The sequence below is a fragment of the Bacillus sp. FSL R9-9497 genome (genome assembly GCF_038005805.1).
Lineage (GTDB): Bacteria > Bacillota > Bacilli > Bacillales > Bacillaceae_G > Bacillus_A > Bacillus_A cereus.
Genome location: NZ_JBBOTY010000001.1, coordinates 2260538 through 2275928 on the forward strand (window position 1 = coordinate 2260538; position 15391 = coordinate 2275928).

Here is a 15391-nt window from a genome sequence, read left to right on the forward strand (position 1 = left end):
GAGAGGAAGATTTTGATTGGATTTAGTTTAGCTATATTAGCAGGAATATTAATTAGCTTACAATCTGTTTTTAATGCAAAAGTAAATGAAAATGTAGGACAGTGGTTAACGACTACATGTGTCCTTGGAATAGGTCTCATTAGTTCTATTCTATTTTATATCATTACAGAAAACAGTATTAACATTAAAGTGTATACTACAAATTATTTGTTTTATGTAAGTGGACTGTTTGGCATCGGGTTAATTATTTGTATAATGGGTGCAATAAAGAGCTTAGGTCCAGCATATACGGTGCTAATTAGTCTTATTACTCAATTGGTTGTTGCGTTATGTATTGATACATTCGGATTATTTGGAATGGAGAGTGTTCCATTACAAGTAAATAAATTAGTTGGTATAGTTTTATTAATTGTGGGAGTAGGAATTTTTAAAAATCTATTTTTGAATAAGAAAGCTATTCATATAAATGAGGATAGTGTCTAAAGGATACAAAGGGAGAAAGTGTGAATGGTCAGAACTTATACATTTAGATAGTAATAAGTGAGCGATGAGGAGAGAGGGTAAATGAATCAGTTAATGTTGCAAGATGGTGTACACTATTTGAAAATCAATGGGGTATTGCATTGGTGTAAAGTTGCAGGGGCAGCTCATAATACAGTTCCTCTCATTATTGTACATGGTGGTCCAGGTGGCAATCATTATGTATTCGAAAGAACACTTGGGTTGAGGTTAGAAGAAAATATGACTGTTGTTTATTATGAACAAAGAGGATGTGGTAGAAGTGAGGCACCACAAGATGACGGTGAGTACTCAATCAATACTCTAGTCGAAGATTTAGAGGAATTAAGAAAGCAATTACATGTAGAGAAGATAAATTTGTTAGGATATTCTTTTGGTGGACAACTTTGTTTAGAGTATGCTTTGAAATATCCAAAAAATGTTGAACAAATGGTATTACAAGCACCATCGTTAGATGATTTAAATGATATGTATACTGTGCAGATAGAAGGTTTTCTACAAGTAACGAAAGGAGAAATGAAAGAAGAAATATTGATAATAAGTAAGTCAGAAATTCCTTTAAAAGAAAGGTATAATCAAGTTTGGAGTATAGTTGATACAAAAGCTGTAGATCGATTATTGTTTAAAAATGAAGAATTTGCAAAGCTAAATCGGAGTCTTTGGGAGGAAAGTCAGTTAAGTAATACAGGGAAGATGAGCAAAGTTATTTTTGGAACAAAATCATCTTTACCGCTTATTGAGCGTATTAAAGGTTTAGAAATTGATACGTGTGTCATAGTTGGAGCGCATGACTATAACACGGGTGTAGGAATGAGTTATAGAATAACGAGACAATTGAAAAATGGTAAACTTGTTATATTTGAAAAAAGTGGACATTTCCCAGATATCGAGGAGACGGATAAAGTATGTGAAACGATTATTGAGTTTTTGGAATAAAAGGGGGATATTAAGATCGAACCGAATTAATAGAGTTGAATTGTCTATGGGGATATTAAATCATGTAATATGCTAATTGTTTACTTGTAATTGAGGAAGAATCAATTAGTGTATTTGGAAAATAAGTAAAAAAGACCTCGTAAGGTGGAGGTCTTCTTGATTTATTATTTAATATTTTGAACTTATATGAACTGAAGTAGAAGAGTATGATAAGCACTTTCAGGGAACGAGAATATAACGGAATATAAAATATTACTAAACGTATATAACTAATGAATACAATGTCTTTTTCAGTTATTAAGTTGTAAATCATTTTATGATAAAATCTTTTACATAATTTAATAAAGGGGTAGTATTTAATGGGTTATTTCTCAAATGGTTTATTAGTTTTGTTTGTGCTAATCGTATGCAGTTGTATATTTTTTGGTTGATAATATAATGAGAGTCTTATATAAAAGAAGTTATCTTAAGTGAGATAACTTCTTTTTATTTTATATTGAGAAGGAATTCTATCTTTCTTATTGAAGTTTGTTCTAGTTATTTTTACATCGATCAGATTTGTGTAAAGGGAATTTTATGAAATATAAACAAGCCAGAGAATAGGGAGTATTTACATGGAAAATAGTATACGCTACACAAGTGAACATCCTACAGATTTTAATGGATTATTATCCTTATACGAATCTTTAGGATGGAATTCTCTTAAATTAACGGTTAACGAGTTAGAACGAATGTGTAAGCAAAGTTGGTATGCAATTTATGTTTTTGATGATAAGAGGTTAGTAGGGATGGGGCGTGTCATATCAGATGGAGTAATAACAGGCGTTATTTGTGGAGTTGGTGTATTGCCAAAATATCAGTCTAGTGGCATCGGAAAAGAAATAGTGAAACGATTAATCCAGCACTGTGAACAAAACAAGGTTATTCCACAACTTATGTGTGTAGAAAAATTGCAATCTTACTATGAATCTATAGGGTTTGAGGCATTCTCTATTGGTATGACAAAACATATTATAAGATAGAGGTGCTTTATCCCGCTATTTGCCGGGTAGTAAAACCCCCACGGATTAAAGTTTCACTTTATATTTTCAGTTTACTCGTACATATTTTCAAACTTCAACATAAAGGAGAATGGCTGTATGGAGATTGCTAAAGGGATAGAAATGTTACAACTTGAATTTCAAGAATTTGTTATTCATCCAATTCTTTTATGGGATGATGAAATGGCAGTATTAATAGATACGGGTTTCCCAGGACAAATTGAAGATATACAAGTAGAGATGGAAAAGGTTGGGGTATCATTTGATAAGTTAAAAGTCGTGATTTTGACGCATCAGGATATTGATCATATAGGTAGTCTTCCGGAGTTGTTGCAGCGCTGTCGAAGTAATATTAAAGTTTATGCGCACGAACTAGATAAGCCATATATCGAGGGGGATTTACCTTTATTGAAGGACGGAAATGTAGAGAACCGACCAAAAGGAAAAGTGAGTGATACTGTGATTGATGGGCAAGAACTTCCGTATTGCGGTGGAATACTAATTCTTCATACTCCAGGGCATACTCCGGGTCATATTAGTTTATATTTGAAACAAAGTAAAATTCTTATTGCAGGAGACTCTATGTATAGTGTGAATGGGATGTTAGGAGGAATTCACGCCCCAACAACTATAAATATTAAGGAAGCAAAGAAGTCTTTGAAGAAGTATTTAAATTTACATATTGAATCTGTAGTTTGTTACCATGGGGGATTTAGTAAGGAGAATATAAATGTTCAACTTCAAAATTTGTAAAAGTTAAAGTGAAATTTTTTGTTAAACAGCATTGAAGTATAATCTGATTATTAGTATATAAATAAATTATAAAAGAGCATGTTTGAAAAAATTCAAACATGCTCTTTTATTAAAGCAAATCAGTTTAATATGAATGATCCAATCCGTTCCAATAAAAAGAAACGATTTCTTGTGCTAATTCATCTATATTTGCAAGAATAGGATTGTGATTTTCATCTTTAAAATTCCCAATTGATAATAAAGATACGAAAGCATGAGCCGCAAATTTAGCGTTTCCTTTCGGAATTTCTCCGATGTGCATCGCGTTATCGAGTGCTTTTTCTAGTACTTCATACATATTATCTTCAGCATTTTTTAATTGCTTCAATTGCTCTTTAGATAACGACAGTTTTGCATCTTTCATAAAATTTTTCATATCAATATCCATCGTTGCGTGTAAGTAAACTTTAGCGAAGTCTAATAATCTTTCTTCTAAAGTTTTGTTTGTAGAGAGTATTTGAGACATATTCTCACGTATACGTACCATCATTTCGATCATAGTAGCGGTAAATAAATCGGCTTTTGTTGAATAGTAATAGTAGACAGTTGCTTTCGTAACGTCACAAACTTTTGCGACCTCATCCATAGAAACGACTTGATAATTTTGTGTAAGAAATAAGCGGGTTGCTACTTCTAAAATGGTTTCTTTTGTAGATTTTGTATTTTTATTTTGACGCGGCCTTCCGAGAGGACGTTGTTTTTGTTCCAAATCCATTCGCTCCTGACATTTATGATTGAGATAATTATAACATAATTTTCAATCACCCTTGATTAATTAACCGACCAGTATATATAATTAATAATGGAGGGAAAAAGGAAGGTGGGTTTTTTATGAAAAAGCACCCGTTACATATGTTAGGGAGGCTTATAGCAGGGAGAAATACGCAATGGATCACTTTATCGGTGTGGGTTCTTATTACATTATTACTTTCATTTACGTTACCACAAGTAAACAGTACGAAAGAACCGAATCCGAAAAATTCACCTGAAACAGCTATGTCACAGCAAGCGGAAGCGCTTATGAAAAAAGAATTTCCGAATAATGCAGGGAATCCGCTGTTAGTAGTATGGTATAGAGATGGTGGATTACAGTCACAGGATTATAAACTCATACAAGACGTTTATAAAGAGTTAAAAGCTAGTCCTTTAAAAGAACAATCAACGTTACCACCATTTGATACAATTCCAGAGCAAGTATTATCAAAAAGTGCATCAAAAGATGGTACATCATTTGTTACACCGGTATTCTTTAATAAATCTGCTGGTACGGATATATTAAAAGGAAATCTTGAAGAGTTTAGAAAAATAGTGAATAGTAAGGTGGATGAAGATCCATTTAAACAAAAAATAAGTGAATCTGGTTTACATGTTCGATTATCTGGACCTGTAGGTATTCAAACGGATGCAGTTAGTTTATTTAGTCAAGCAGATGTGAAATTGTTAGTGGCTACTGTATTATTAGTCTTGGTCCTATTAATTTTACTTTACCGTTCGCCAATTTTAGCAATTTTACCTATACTTGTTGTTGGCTTTGCATACGGTATCATTAGTCCTACACTCGGTTTTTTAGCTGATCACGGATGGATTAAAGTGGATGCCCAAGCGATATCAATTATGACAGTATTATTGTTTGGTGCTGGAACGGACTATTGTCTATTTTTAATTTCGAGATATAGAGAGTACTTGTTAGAAGAAGAAAGTAAATATAAAGCATTGCAACTTGCGATTAAAGCTTCTGGCGGTGCAATAATAATGAGTGCGTTAACTGTTGTACTTGGATTAGGAACATTATTACTTGCTCATTATGGTGCCTTTCATCGATTTGCAGTACCATTTAGTGTTGCTGTATTTATAATGGGAATCGCAGCTTTAACGATTTTACCAGCACTATTATTAATTTTCGGTAGAATTGCATTTTTCCCGTTTATACCGAGAACAACTTCAATGAATGAGGAGTTTGCAAGAAAGAAAAAGAGGGCTGTAAAAGTTAAAAAATCAAAAGGCTCCTTTAGTAAAAAACTTGGAGATGTAGTAGTCCGAAGACCGTGGACAATAATTATGCTAACTGTGTTTGTATTAGGTGGATTGGCTTCGTTCGTACCACGTATTCAATACACATATGACTTATTAGAATCGTTTCCAAAGGATATGCCTTCTCGTGAAGGGTTTACGTTAATTAGTGATCATTTCTCAGCTGGTGAACTAGCACCAGTAAAAGTGGTTGTTGATACGAAAGGAAAAGAGCTTCCTATTAAACAAGAACTAGAGAAATTTTCTTTCGTAAATACAGTGAAAGAGCCAAAAGAGGGAAAAGAAAATAAGCAAATACAAATGTATGAAGTTTCTTTAGCGGAAAATCCATACTCAATTGAAGCGTTAGATCAAATTCCTAAATTGAAAAGTAATGTAGAAAAAGTATTAAAAGATGCTGGGATTAGTAATGCTGAAGAGCAATTGTGGATTGGTGGAGAAACAGCTTCATTATATGATACAAAGCAAATTACTGAACGTGATGAATCAGTAATTATTCCAGTAATGATTAGCATTATCGCTTTACTATTACTTGTTTATTTACGATCGGTTGTTGCGATGATTTATTTAATTGTAACTGTCGTTTTATCATTCTTCTCAGCGTTAGGAGCAGGATGGATATTACTTCATTACGGTATGGGATCGCCGGCCATTCAAGGTGCGATACCGTTGTACGCATTCGTATTTTTAGTTGCTTTAGGTGAAGATTATAATATCTTTATGGTTTCAGAAATATGGAAAAACAGAAAGACACAAAATCACTTGGATGCAGTAAAAAATGGTGTAATACAAACAGGTAGTGTTATTACATCGGCAGGTTTAATTTTAGCAGGAACTTTTGCAGTGTTAGGCACACTTCCAATTCAAGTATTAGTTCAATTTGGCATTGTAACTGCAATTGGCGTATTACTAGATACGTTTATCGTAAGACCGTTACTTGTACCCGCAATTACAGTTGTGTTAGGCCGATTTGCTTTTTGGCCAGGTAAACTTTCAAGAAAGAGTGAAGAAATACAAAAGGTGGATGCCTAGTTAAAAAAGCCAAGGATATTTTCCTTGGCTTTTTTCAATGTAGTTAATTAATTTTTCGAAGTCAAATCATCAGCTGCAGCGTGATCAGCATCTTCAATTGTTGTTTCGGGCATTCCGTATAAGCCGTTCATTGCTTGTTCTTCGATAGTAAGGTTTGCAGTATTATTATTTTGAATAGATGTAGTGTTTTCAGTAACATTTTCTTTTTTATTCATATTTTTGTTATTCATGTATGTATCCTCCAAATTTTATTTGATTTATCTATAGTATGTGGATGGATTTCCAGAAATATGTGAATTGATTCTTACATATGTTATATAATTAAATAAATAATTAGGGTGAATTGTAAACTGTTAGGAGTGAACAATTATGGTGAAAGCAAGGGAATTAGCCTTCTAAAATAAAAAGAAAATTTTAGGAGGCTATTAGAATGAAGTTTCATGTAATTGATAGAGAAGATTGGAATAGAGAGCAGTATTTTGAGCATTATTTAAAGTTGAAATGTACATTTAGTATGACTGTTAATGTTGATATCACGATGTTATTAGAGGAAGTATATAAAAAGGGAATAAAATTTTATCCCGTTTTTATATATTTAATTTCTAGAGTAGTAAATAATCATAAAAAATTTCGAACATGTTTTAACGATGAAGGAGTTTTAGGCTATTGGGAGGAAATGATACCGAGTTATACGATCTTTCATAAAGATGATAAGTCTTTTTCAAGTATATGGACGGATTATTCAAGGTATTTCCGCACTTTCTATAAGAATTATGAAGACGATATGAGATGCTATGCTAGTGTTCATGGTTTTTTCACGAAAGAAAATATTCCGCCTAATGTATTTCCAATTTCTAGTATACCTTGGACTAGTTTTACTGGATTTAATCTTAATATTAATAATGATGAAAATTTTCTATTGCCAATTATAACTTGTGGGAAATATTTTAACGAAGGAAACAAGGTTATGCTACCAGTTTCATTGCAAGTACATCATTCGGTTTGTGATGGATATGATGCGAGTCAATTTATAGAAGATTTACAGCAGTTAAGTAATACTTGCAACGAGTGGCTTAAGTAATATCTAATTTTTAATTATATAAAGTGAAGCTTTAATCAGTGGGGGTTTTGTTCAGCCCCACTGATTATTAGCCCCACCCCCACCTAACTTTTTTGCTTTCGCTGAATTTTGAGGTGGGGGTCTTACTGCCTGGAAAATAGCGGGATAAAATTGAAAATGAATAAAAGAAGAGAACATGTTTACATTACATGGTCTCTTCTTTTATTCATTAATACTAAGTGATTGTGGAAAATATAGGGTGATTTGTAGTTTAATAGTAAAGAGAGTGATTAGTATTAATTTTCTTTGTTTTTAAAAGAATAAGGATATAAATGTTTTAACAGGGGGGGGAATAAAGTGAAATTCATAAGCATTGAAAAAGATGAGATCTTAATTGGGGATATGGCAAAATTGTATTGTAAAGTATTTGAGAAAACAAATTTCAATGAAATGATCGAACGAATGAATAGGCATATAGAATATACAGGTTTTAAAGGTATAGTAGCAATAAATGATGAAAATGAAGTAGTTGGCTTTACTTATGGTTATCGCTCAATGGAGGGACAGTACTATAATCAATTAATGAGAGAAGCGTTACATCTAGAGCAAGTAGACGAATGGTTACAAGATTGTTTTGAATTTGTAGAGTTAGCAGTTCACCCACAATATCAAAATGAAGGTCTTGGAACGAAATTACATAATAAATTACTAGAAGGGCTTTCAAATAGAACGAGTGTTTTAACAACACAAGTAAACAATGAAAAAGCACGTTCGTTATATGAAAGATTAGATTGGGTAAATGTATTGGAGTCATTTCATCCAAGTACAAATGATACTCCATATGTAATAATGGGAAAAGCATTAAAAATAAAAGTGAATTGATAATTATAGCATTCACAACAGTTGTCGGTTTGTAATAATGAAGGGGAAAACAACAATGATATCTATAGAAAAAGCTACAATTTTAGATGCTGAGAAATTAACAGAAATAATGAAAAGAACATTTGATGCAGAAGCAAAACAATGGCTATATGGACAAGATGATGTCATTGATTATAACATTCAACCACCAGGATATTCTTCAGTTGAAATGATGGAATATTCCATTGAAGAATTGGATTCTTTCAAAGTTGTAATGGATAAAGAAATAATTGGAGGGATAATAGTTACGATTTCTGGTAAGTCGTACGGTCGAATTGATCGTATTTTTGTAGATCCTGTTTATCAAGGAAAAGGAATTGGATCACATGTTATGAAATTAATAGAAAAGGAATATCCAAACATAAAGATTTGGGATCTCGAAACATCTAGTAGACAAATTAATAATCATCACTTTTATAAAAAGATGGGCTACCAAATGATTTTTGAATCGGAAGATGAGTATTGTTACGTGAAAAGAATAAAAACAAGCTCAAACAAAGCGAGTGTAGTTACAAATAAAGATATGAAAAATAGTCAATACGAAAACTGTAATTTAGCAAATACAGGGTATTATCAAGTGAATTTAAAAAACAGTTCATTTGTTGGTAGCAATATAATGAATACGAATATGAGTAATTGCAATGTAAGTCAATCAAAGTTTAGAAATATAAATTTTAGAAGGTCATCATATGCAGATTTAAATCTTTCTGGCAGTAAATTTAATTTGGTGACTTTAGGTGGAGTACAATTCAAAAATACAAGTCTCGGAGATGAGAAGGAACCTATTTTATTCGATAAATGTGACTTGGAAGGTAGCACCATAAGTAACAGTAATCTGAAAAATATTGAAATAGAAAATTGTAATATAGTCGGGATGAAACTAAATGGTATTCCAATTGAAAATTTACTTGATTTATATAACGAGGTGAAAAGTTAACCAAATCCATATTTGTTAATCTTTTTGGAAAATAAGTGTTATATCGAAATAATTATGTAAAAATGACATAAAGAAATACGAGTGAGAAGGTCATTCATACATGTTTCTAGAATACACACAAACAAATATATTGTTATTTATATGGAGGAGAGAAAGATGGGGATCAACGTTAGAGCAGTAGAAATACAAGATGCTAGAGCAATTCATCGTATATGTATACAGGATGACGTTTTACCGTATATGGTTTTCCTACCTAGCATGCGTGTAGAAGCTATGGAAAATAGAATTCGAAATTTAGCACAAAATCAATTTGAATTTGTTGCAGAATATGATGGAGAAGTTGTTGGGTTTGTAGGTTTAACACAAAGTCCGGGCCGAAGATCTCATTCAGGCGATCTATTCATTGGGGTAGACAGTGAATATCATAATAAAGGAATTGGGAAAGCACTTCTTACGAAGATGCTTGATCTGACTGATAATTGGTTAATGTTAGAGAGAGTAGAACTAGGTGTGTTAGAAACGAATCCAAAAGCAAAAGCTTTATATGAAAAATTTGGATTTGTAGAAGAGGGAGTAAAGATAGGGAATTTGAAAGCTCACGGAAAGTTTATTAATGAAATTATGATGAGTCGTTTTAGACCGAATGGTTTAATTGTACATAATTAATAGTTAAAAGCATGACAGTATACTGTCATGCTTTTTCATTAGAATTTGGCTGTAATAAAAATAATACTAAACCAATAAAAATAACTGTAATTCCTAGTCCTTGTTGTAAAGAAATAGTCTCATGTAATATAAAGTACGCTAGCATACAAGTGCCAATTGTTTCACCTAAAATACTCATTGAAATTACAGTAGCACTCATCCATTTTAATAACCAATTAAAAATGGTTTGTCCTAAAATTGTAGCAATGAAAGCTAATCCAATAAAGCACAACCAAGTTTGTGTAGAGTAATGGATGAAAGATTCTTGTTGCATGAAAGCAAATATGCTAAGAAAGCCAGCACTACTTCCATAACTAATTACCGAATAGGGTATAAGTGACAAATCTTTACGAACGTGTTGGCTAATGAAAAAATAAGCAGTAATGATACCGGCAGCGATAAATGCTAAAATATCTCCATATAAAGCTTCTCCACTAATTTTGAAATCTTGCCAGCCAATGATGATACTACCTGAAATAGCGATGAGGCAACCAATAACCGCTCCTTTCGTAAATCTCTCCTTAAATAAAAAATAACCACCAATCATTGAGAACAAAGGTTGTAACGTTACGATAACTGTAGAGCTTGCTACAGAAGTATATTGTAATGATTCAAACCATAGTACATAATGTGCAGCTAAAAATAGCCCAGATACGAATCCAAGTGCCCATTGTTTTTTCGGTAAAGTTATTAGCTCATTTCGACTATTTTTATTAAATAGTAATAACGGTAACAGGATTAGTGTGGCAAAGAATAATCGGTAAAAAGCAATGATTGTCGCAGGAGCATCTGCCAATTTTACAAAAATTGCTGAAGTTGATAAGGCGAATACACCAAAAAATAAGATGCAATATGAAAGAATAGGTGATTTCAAAGTTTGTCCCTCCGATAGAATGTTTATTATAATAAACTTAATGCGATATAATGTACAAAAGTAAGTATATAAGTCCCTGAGATAATAGGAAAGGATTATTTGCCTTTGTTTAGTATGTCAGCACAAAGACAATGAAATATGCATTATGATGGACGAAAGGAAGTTTTACTATGATACATGATAGGCTTGGACAAACAGTATTAAGTTATCGTAAGAAAAATAATATGACAATTCGTGAATTCGCTGAGTATGCAGGGATTAGTACATCACTAATTAGCCAAATTGAAAGAGGACATGCTAATCCTTCTTTAAATGTTTTGGAGTTAATTGCAAAAGCATTAAATGTACCGCTGTTTACACTTTTTATTAATGATATTGATACAGATTCGCTCATTTCTAAGAAAAAAGATCGAAAAAAAGTATATCGGGAAAACAATGATCACATTGTATATGATGTATTAACACCTGATTTTATGAAAGCACGTATTGAAATGTTAATGATGGATTTAAATAAACAAGCAAACACAACAGAAAGCCATTATTCCCATGAAGATAAGGAAGAGATTGCTGTTATTATGAAAGGGGAAGTGTACGTGGAATTGGAGGGAAAAGAATATTTTTTAGAAGAAGGCGATGTTGTACGTATTCCACCGAATGTGAAGCATCGATTTTTGAATAAAAGTGATGAATCGAATCACATTTTATTTGTACTGACACCATCTTTAGGATGAAAATATAGTGATTTTTATTAGGGGAGAAAGAAAATGGAAAACAAAAGTATTTTAAAAGGCGGCCTTTCAATTATTTCTCAATGCAAAAAAGAAACAAATGATATTTGGCATGCGCATTTTGGAGCAGCTACAATTGCTAGTTATTTTAATCATATAAAGAGAGCTCCAAATTATAAAGATATAACATTAGAAAAATTCCGGTATGTTATTCATTCTTAATGAACGTCAATAATCTGTAAAAGGAAGCTTAATCTAGTTTCTTTTTTTGTTAGTAGTATATTATTTTTTCAAATATGTAAGATTTTACATGCTTATTTTACTTTTACTAATTATGTAAGTAGGCTATACTGAAATACATACATTTTATTTTTGGAGAGATGTAAAACGACATGGAACTAGCGAAATTAGAAAAAGTAATTGAAATAAAAAAAGAAGAACTTTTATATTTAGTATCGGATTATGGAATTCAACATGAAAAAGTATTGGCATTGAGTCAAGAACTAGACAAATTAATCAATTACTTTATGTTTTTAAAATAAAGAGAACTATGACGTGGTTTGTATATGTTATAGTTCTTTTTTATTAGGTAATTTGAAAATATATTCAAATATATTGTCTAATTTCTTACAGAATGCGCAACTTGCTAGTCGAATATAAGGACTTTTGGTTATAATAAAAAGGAATTATTAATTGTATCGGTTAGGAGCGCAGCACATATGAAAACAGTTGTTGTTATCGGTGGAGGTATAACGGGACTTTCTACTATGTTTTATTTAGAAAAATTAAAAAAGGATTATAATATCGATTTAAATTTAATTCTTATTGAGAAAGAAGAGTATTTAGGTGGAAAAATCCATAGTGTGGAAGAAAAGGATTTCATTATGGAGTCAGGAGCGGATTCAATCGTTGCTCGTAATGAATATGTTATGCCACTTGTAAAAGATTTAAATTTAGAAGATGAAATGGTATATAATGAAACGGGTATTTCTTACATATATTCTGAAAACATGTTACATCCGATTCCTTCTGATACTATATTTGGGATACCGATGAGCGCCCGGTCGTTGTTTAGCAGTACACTAGTCTCAACGAAAGGGAAAATCGTAGCTTTAAAAGATTTCATAACGAAAAATAAAGAGTTTACGAAAGATACATCACTTGCTCTATTTTTAGAAAGTTTCTTAGGGAAAGAGTTAGTGGAAAGACAAATTGCTCCTGTGCTTTCAGGCGTATATTCTGGTAAATTGAATGAGCTTACAATGGCATCTACATTACCATATTTACTAGATTATAAAAATAAGTATGGAAGTATTATTAAAGGTTTTGAAGAGAATAAAAAACAATTTCAATCAGCAGGAAATAAAAAATTCGTATCATTTAAAGGTGGACTATCTACGATAATTAATCGCTTAGAAGAAGTGCTGACTGAAACTGTCGTAAAAAAAGGTGCTATAACGACGGCTGTAAGTAAACAAGAAAATCGATATGAGATTTCTTTTGTAAATCATGAAACAATACAAGCTGATTATGTTGTTTTAGCAGCTCCACATGATATAGCACAAACTTTATTACAGTCTAATGAGTTAAATGAGCAGTTTAATACATTTAAAAACTCATCTCTTATAAGTATTTACTTAGGATTTGACATACTAGATGAACAACTACCAGCTGACGGCACAGGGTTTATTGTAACGGAAAACAGTGATTTACATTGTGATGCTTGTACATGGACAAGTCGAAAGTGGAAACATACATCGGGTAAACAAAAATTATTAGTAAGAATGTTTTATAAGAGCACCAATCCGGTATATGAAACAATCAAAAATTATAGTGAAGAAGAATTAGTACGAGTAGCTTTATATGATATTGAAAAGAGTCTTGGAATTAAAGGTGAACCAGAAGTAGTCGAAGTTACAAATTGGAAAGATTTAATGCCGAAATATCATTTAGAACATAATCAAGCGGTTCAAACATTGCAAGAAAAAATGACGAATCTTTATCCAAATGTATATTTAGCTGGTGCCTCATATTACGGTGTCGGAATTGGTGCGTGTATTGGAAATGGAAAGAATATAGCCAATGAAATAATGGCTATATTAAATAAATAATACTGTAGAATAAATAAAAACTGTCTCTTCAGCAAAATGGAGGAACAGTTTTTATTTATTTTATTTGAATGGAAATTTTGTTGTTTTTTACATTTTTTTCTTTTATTGTTAATGTTATTTCTCCAGACTCTTTAAATGAATACGGTGATAGTTGATAAATATCTTTTATATCATGTTTTTCCTGTAATTTATTTACCGGTATTGATACGATATTTGGCTTCCATGTTTCTTGTTTTCCTGAAGGATATTCTATAAGTATTACCGGATTTTTTAACTGTATTGTTTTCCAAGAGATGAAATATAGTTGTACTTCTGTATCTTTTTTTAATAATTCTTCGGAGAAATAACCGAATTCGCCTACATTACCGAAAACAGTATAGTTTTGATTTTTTAATTTAATATCTAAATAACCAGGTTGATATGTTACTGCATGATAAGTTCCATATGAAAGTGAGAGTATGGCAGCGATTAAAATACCGATTGAAAATGTCGTAAAGCTATTGCCTTTAAAGCTAGTCATCATGAATGAGTTTGGTGTGAATTTCTTTGCGAATAAAAAAATAAGTAATATGAGTAAGAGGGATAAGCCGATGAATATATACATAGGAAATTTTCACCTCCACAATAAAATAATATATTAACTATATTTTACCATAAATGTATGGGGTAGGTTGGTTGTTTAGAAGGAGAAAATGAAGAAACAATTTCTTTACAGTTCTTGATAATTTAAAATTCGATTTATGGAAATTATAGCGTGATGTTTGAGGTGCAATCAGAAGGTATCTAATTCGTGTATATAGAATTAAGAGAGAATGTGCCATTAGAAATGTTTGATTTATGGAACAATAAGGACTTTACTAATTATACATATTTTTTCTGATATAATGAATGAGTAGAGAGAAAGGAGTGATCCTATGGCATTTCCTATATTAGAAACAGAACGCTTACGTTTAGTTGAAATAGAACAATCTTATTGTCAAAAAATATATGAAATCTTTTCATTGGATGAAGTGACGTGTTACTACGGTATGAATTCTTTTACGGAGTTTGGACAAGCTTCACGTATGATCGAATCTTTTTCAAAAAATTACTTTGAGAAAAAGGCAATACGATGGGGAATTGTGTTAAAAGAAACGAACGTTTTAATAGGAACAATTGGACTAAACAATTTACAATTATGGAGTAAACGATCTGAGATTGGATATGATCTGCATCCTCGCTATTGGGGAAATGGTTATGCTTCAGAAGCAGCTGGAGAAATTATTGATTATGGATTTAAAGATTTAGGTTTGTTTAGAATTGGAGCTATTACATATCCTGAAAATGTTACTTCTTGTAGAATGTTATCTAAAATTGGCTTCCAAAAGGAAGGGCTATTGCGCGGATATATTCATCAAGGAAATAAGCAACACGATGCATTATTGTATTCTATAGTGCGAACTGATGTTGAGGACATAAATTTATAATAAAAAAACCTCTTAATTAAAAGAGGTTTTTTTTATTATAAATTAACCTAATTTAGGTAATAAACGTTCTCCGCTTTTCATGCTACTTTTACATAAAGGGCATTTAGGCTCTTCTTCAAATGAAAAGTTCTTTCTCATCCATCCTAAACAATCCTCTGATTCACATTCCCAAACAGGGGTTTGTTCTGGTGGTACTTCTGCTACATCGTTCTTTCGATTGCGATACATGTAACCACTCC

At 31.8% G+C, this 15391-nt stretch carries 19 protein-coding genes; 14 read left to right on the forward strand and 5 right to left on the reverse strand.

What is annotated here, in order from left to right:
• Positions 1-12 precede the first annotated feature (12 nt).
• The 4 genes from MKY21_RS11750 to MKY21_RS11765 all read left to right on the forward strand — a co-directional run bounded on the left by MKY21_RS11750 (position 13) and on the right by MKY21_RS11765 (position 3248).
• Positions 13-483, forward strand: a complete 471-nt coding sequence (locus MKY21_RS11750) for a DMT family transporter (protein ID WP_086392397.1) — start codon at positions 13-15, stop codon at positions 481-483.
• 81 nt (positions 484-564) lie between these two features.
• Positions 565-1455 (forward strand): alpha/beta fold hydrolase, encoded by an 891-nt coding sequence (locus MKY21_RS11755; RefSeq protein WP_061664946.1) that lies wholly within the window; start codon positions 565-567, stop codon positions 1453-1455.
• 614 nt (positions 1456-2069) lie between these two features.
• A complete protein-coding gene (locus MKY21_RS11760; protein WP_000431736.1) occupies positions 2070-2477 on the forward strand; it encodes a GNAT family N-acetyltransferase in 408 nt (135 codons plus the stop codon).
• Between the two features lie 117 nt (positions 2478-2594).
• Positions 2595-3248 (forward strand): MBL fold metallo-hydrolase, encoded by a 654-nt coding sequence (locus tag MKY21_RS11765; protein WP_086392398.1) that lies wholly within the window; start codon positions 2595-2597, stop codon positions 3246-3248.
• 124 nt (positions 3249-3372) lie between these two features.
• Here the strand turns inward: MKY21_RS11765 and MKY21_RS11770 are convergent, their stop codons facing one another.
• Positions 3373-3996 (reverse strand): TetR/AcrR family transcriptional regulator, encoded by a 624-nt coding sequence (locus tag MKY21_RS11770; RefSeq protein ID WP_016117891.1) that lies wholly within the window; start codon positions 3994-3996, stop codon positions 3373-3375.
• A 122-nt stretch (positions 3997-4118) separates the two neighbouring features.
• Here MKY21_RS11770 and MKY21_RS11775 point away from each other — a divergent pair, with 122 nt between their 5' ends.
• Positions 4119-6350 (forward strand): MMPL family transporter, encoded by a 2232-nt coding sequence (locus MKY21_RS11775; protein WP_086392399.1) that lies wholly within the window; start codon positions 4119-4121, stop codon positions 6348-6350.
• Between the two features lie 47 nt (positions 6351-6397).
• On the opposite strand, the gene MKY21_RS11780 is transcribed toward MKY21_RS11775, so the two are convergent.
• On the reverse strand, positions 6398-6580 hold the full coding sequence (locus tag MKY21_RS11780) for a DUF4021 domain-containing protein (protein ID WP_001060657.1): 183 nt from the start codon (positions 6578-6580) through the stop codon (positions 6398-6400).
• A 200-nt stretch (positions 6581-6780) separates the two neighbouring features.
• Between MKY21_RS11780 and catA the strand changes: the two genes are divergently transcribed.
• The 4 genes from catA to MKY21_RS11800 all read left to right on the forward strand — a co-directional run bounded on the left by catA (position 6781) and on the right by MKY21_RS11800 (position 9934).
• The gene (gene catA / locus MKY21_RS11785) at positions 6781-7431 is read left to right on the forward strand and encodes a type A chloramphenicol O-acetyltransferase (protein ID WP_137070641.1); all 651 of its coding nucleotides are present in this window, start codon (positions 6781-6783) and stop codon (positions 7429-7431) included.
• 336 nt (positions 7432-7767) lie between these two features.
• Positions 7768-8292 carry a GNAT family N-acetyltransferase gene (locus tag MKY21_RS11790; protein ID WP_000668805.1) on the forward strand — a complete coding sequence of 175 codons (525 nt, stop codon included), beginning with the start codon at positions 7768-7770 and terminating at the stop codon, positions 8290-8292.
• A 37-nt stretch (positions 8293-8329) separates the two neighbouring features.
• On the forward strand, positions 8330-9268 hold the full coding sequence (locus MKY21_RS11795) for a GNAT family N-acetyltransferase (protein WP_001999770.1): 939 nt from the start codon (positions 8330-8332) through the stop codon (positions 9266-9268).
• Positions 9269-9424: 156 nt separating this feature from the next.
• Entirely contained in the window at positions 9425-9934 is a 510-nt protein-coding gene (locus MKY21_RS11800; RefSeq protein ID WP_016117894.1) for a GNAT family N-acetyltransferase, read from the forward strand.
• 25 nt (positions 9935-9959) lie between these two features.
• On the opposite strand, the gene MKY21_RS11805 is transcribed toward MKY21_RS11800, so the two are convergent.
• The gene (locus tag MKY21_RS11805) at positions 9960-10847 is read right to left on the reverse strand and encodes a DMT family transporter (RefSeq protein WP_016117895.1); all 888 of its coding nucleotides are present in this window, start codon (positions 10845-10847) and stop codon (positions 9960-9962) included.
• A gap of 170 nt (positions 10848-11017) precedes the next feature.
• Between MKY21_RS11805 and MKY21_RS11810 the strand changes: the two genes are divergently transcribed.
• From MKY21_RS11810 to MKY21_RS11825, 4 genes are all read left to right on the forward strand, one after another.
• On the forward strand, positions 11018-11578 hold the full coding sequence (locus tag MKY21_RS11810; RefSeq protein ID WP_000581041.1) for a helix-turn-helix domain-containing protein: 561 nt from the start codon (positions 11018-11020) through the stop codon (positions 11576-11578).
• A 33-nt stretch (positions 11579-11611) separates the two neighbouring features.
• Entirely contained in the window at positions 11612-11797 is a 186-nt protein-coding gene (locus MKY21_RS11815; RefSeq protein WP_000428905.1) for a hypothetical protein, read from the forward strand.
• A gap of 170 nt (positions 11798-11967) precedes the next feature.
• On the forward strand, positions 11968-12117 hold the full coding sequence (locus MKY21_RS11820) for an aspartyl-phosphate phosphatase Spo0E family protein (protein WP_000417698.1): 150 nt from the start codon (positions 11968-11970) through the stop codon (positions 12115-12117).
• 177 nt (positions 12118-12294) lie between these two features.
• The gene (locus MKY21_RS11825; RefSeq protein ID WP_000860365.1) at positions 12295-13686 is read left to right on the forward strand and encodes a protoporphyrinogen oxidase; all 1392 of its coding nucleotides are present in this window, start codon (positions 12295-12297) and stop codon (positions 13684-13686) included.
• A 55-nt stretch (positions 13687-13741) separates the two neighbouring features.
• Here MKY21_RS11825 and MKY21_RS11830 read toward each other — a convergent pair whose 3' ends face one another.
• Entirely contained in the window at positions 13742-14290 is a 549-nt protein-coding gene (locus MKY21_RS11830) for a hypothetical protein (RefSeq protein ID WP_016117897.1), read from the reverse strand.
• Between the two features lie 310 nt (positions 14291-14600).
• Between MKY21_RS11830 and MKY21_RS11835 the strand changes: the two genes are divergently transcribed.
• Entirely contained in the window at positions 14601-15152 is a 552-nt protein-coding gene (locus MKY21_RS11835) for a GNAT family N-acetyltransferase (protein ID WP_000885387.1), read from the forward strand.
• A 42-nt stretch (positions 15153-15194) separates the two neighbouring features.
• On the opposite strand, the gene MKY21_RS11840 is transcribed toward MKY21_RS11835, so the two are convergent.
• Positions 15195-15380, reverse strand: a complete 186-nt coding sequence (locus MKY21_RS11840; RefSeq protein WP_000286203.1) for a cold-shock protein — start codon at positions 15378-15380, stop codon at positions 15195-15197.
• Positions 15381-15391 lie beyond the last annotated feature (11 nt).

Coding starts and splice junctions, on each gene's coding strand:
- MKY21_RS11755 (WP_061664946.1), top strand. CDS start 565: ATGAATCAGTTAATGTTGCAAGATGGTGTACACTATTTGAAAATCAAT.
- MKY21_RS11760 (WP_000431736.1), top strand. CDS start 2,070: ATGGAAAATAGTATACGCTACACAAGTGAACATCCTACAGATTTTAAT.
- MKY21_RS11765 (WP_086392398.1), top strand. CDS start 2,595: ATGGAGATTGCTAAAGGGATAGAAATGTTACAACTTGAATTTCAAGAA.
- MKY21_RS11775 (WP_086392399.1), top strand. CDS start 4,119: ATGAAAAAGCACCCGTTACATATGTTAGGGAGGCTTATAGCAGGGAGA.
- MKY21_RS11780 (WP_001060657.1), bottom strand. CDS start 6,580: ATGAATAACAAAAATATGAATAAAAAAGAAAATGTTACTGAAAACACT.
- catA (WP_137070641.1), top strand. CDS start 6,781: ATGAAGTTTCATGTAATTGATAGAGAAGATTGGAATAGAGAGCAGTAT.
- MKY21_RS11795 (WP_001999770.1), top strand. CDS start 8,330: ATGAAGGGGAAAACAACAATGATATCTATAGAAAAAGCTACAATTTTA.
- MKY21_RS11800 (WP_016117894.1), top strand. CDS start 9,425: ATGGGGATCAACGTTAGAGCAGTAGAAATACAAGATGCTAGAGCAATT.
- MKY21_RS11810 (WP_000581041.1), top strand. CDS start 11,018: ATGATACATGATAGGCTTGGACAAACAGTATTAAGTTATCGTAAGAAA.
- MKY21_RS11815 (WP_000428905.1), top strand. CDS start 11,612: ATGGAAAACAAAAGTATTTTAAAAGGCGGCCTTTCAATTATTTCTCAA.
- MKY21_RS11820 (WP_000417698.1), top strand. CDS start 11,968: ATGGAACTAGCGAAATTAGAAAAAGTAATTGAAATAAAAAAAGAAGAA.
- MKY21_RS11825 (WP_000860365.1), top strand. CDS start 12,295: ATGAAAACAGTTGTTGTTATCGGTGGAGGTATAACGGGACTTTCTACT.
- MKY21_RS11830 (WP_016117897.1), bottom strand. CDS start 14,290: ATGTATATATTCATCGGCTTATCCCTCTTACTCATATTACTTATTTTT.
- MKY21_RS11835 (WP_000885387.1), top strand. CDS start 14,601: ATGGCATTTCCTATATTAGAAACAGAACGCTTACGTTTAGTTGAAATA.
- MKY21_RS11840 (WP_000286203.1), bottom strand. CDS start 15,380: ATGTATCGCAATCGAAAGAACGATGTAGCAGAAGTACCACCAGAACAA.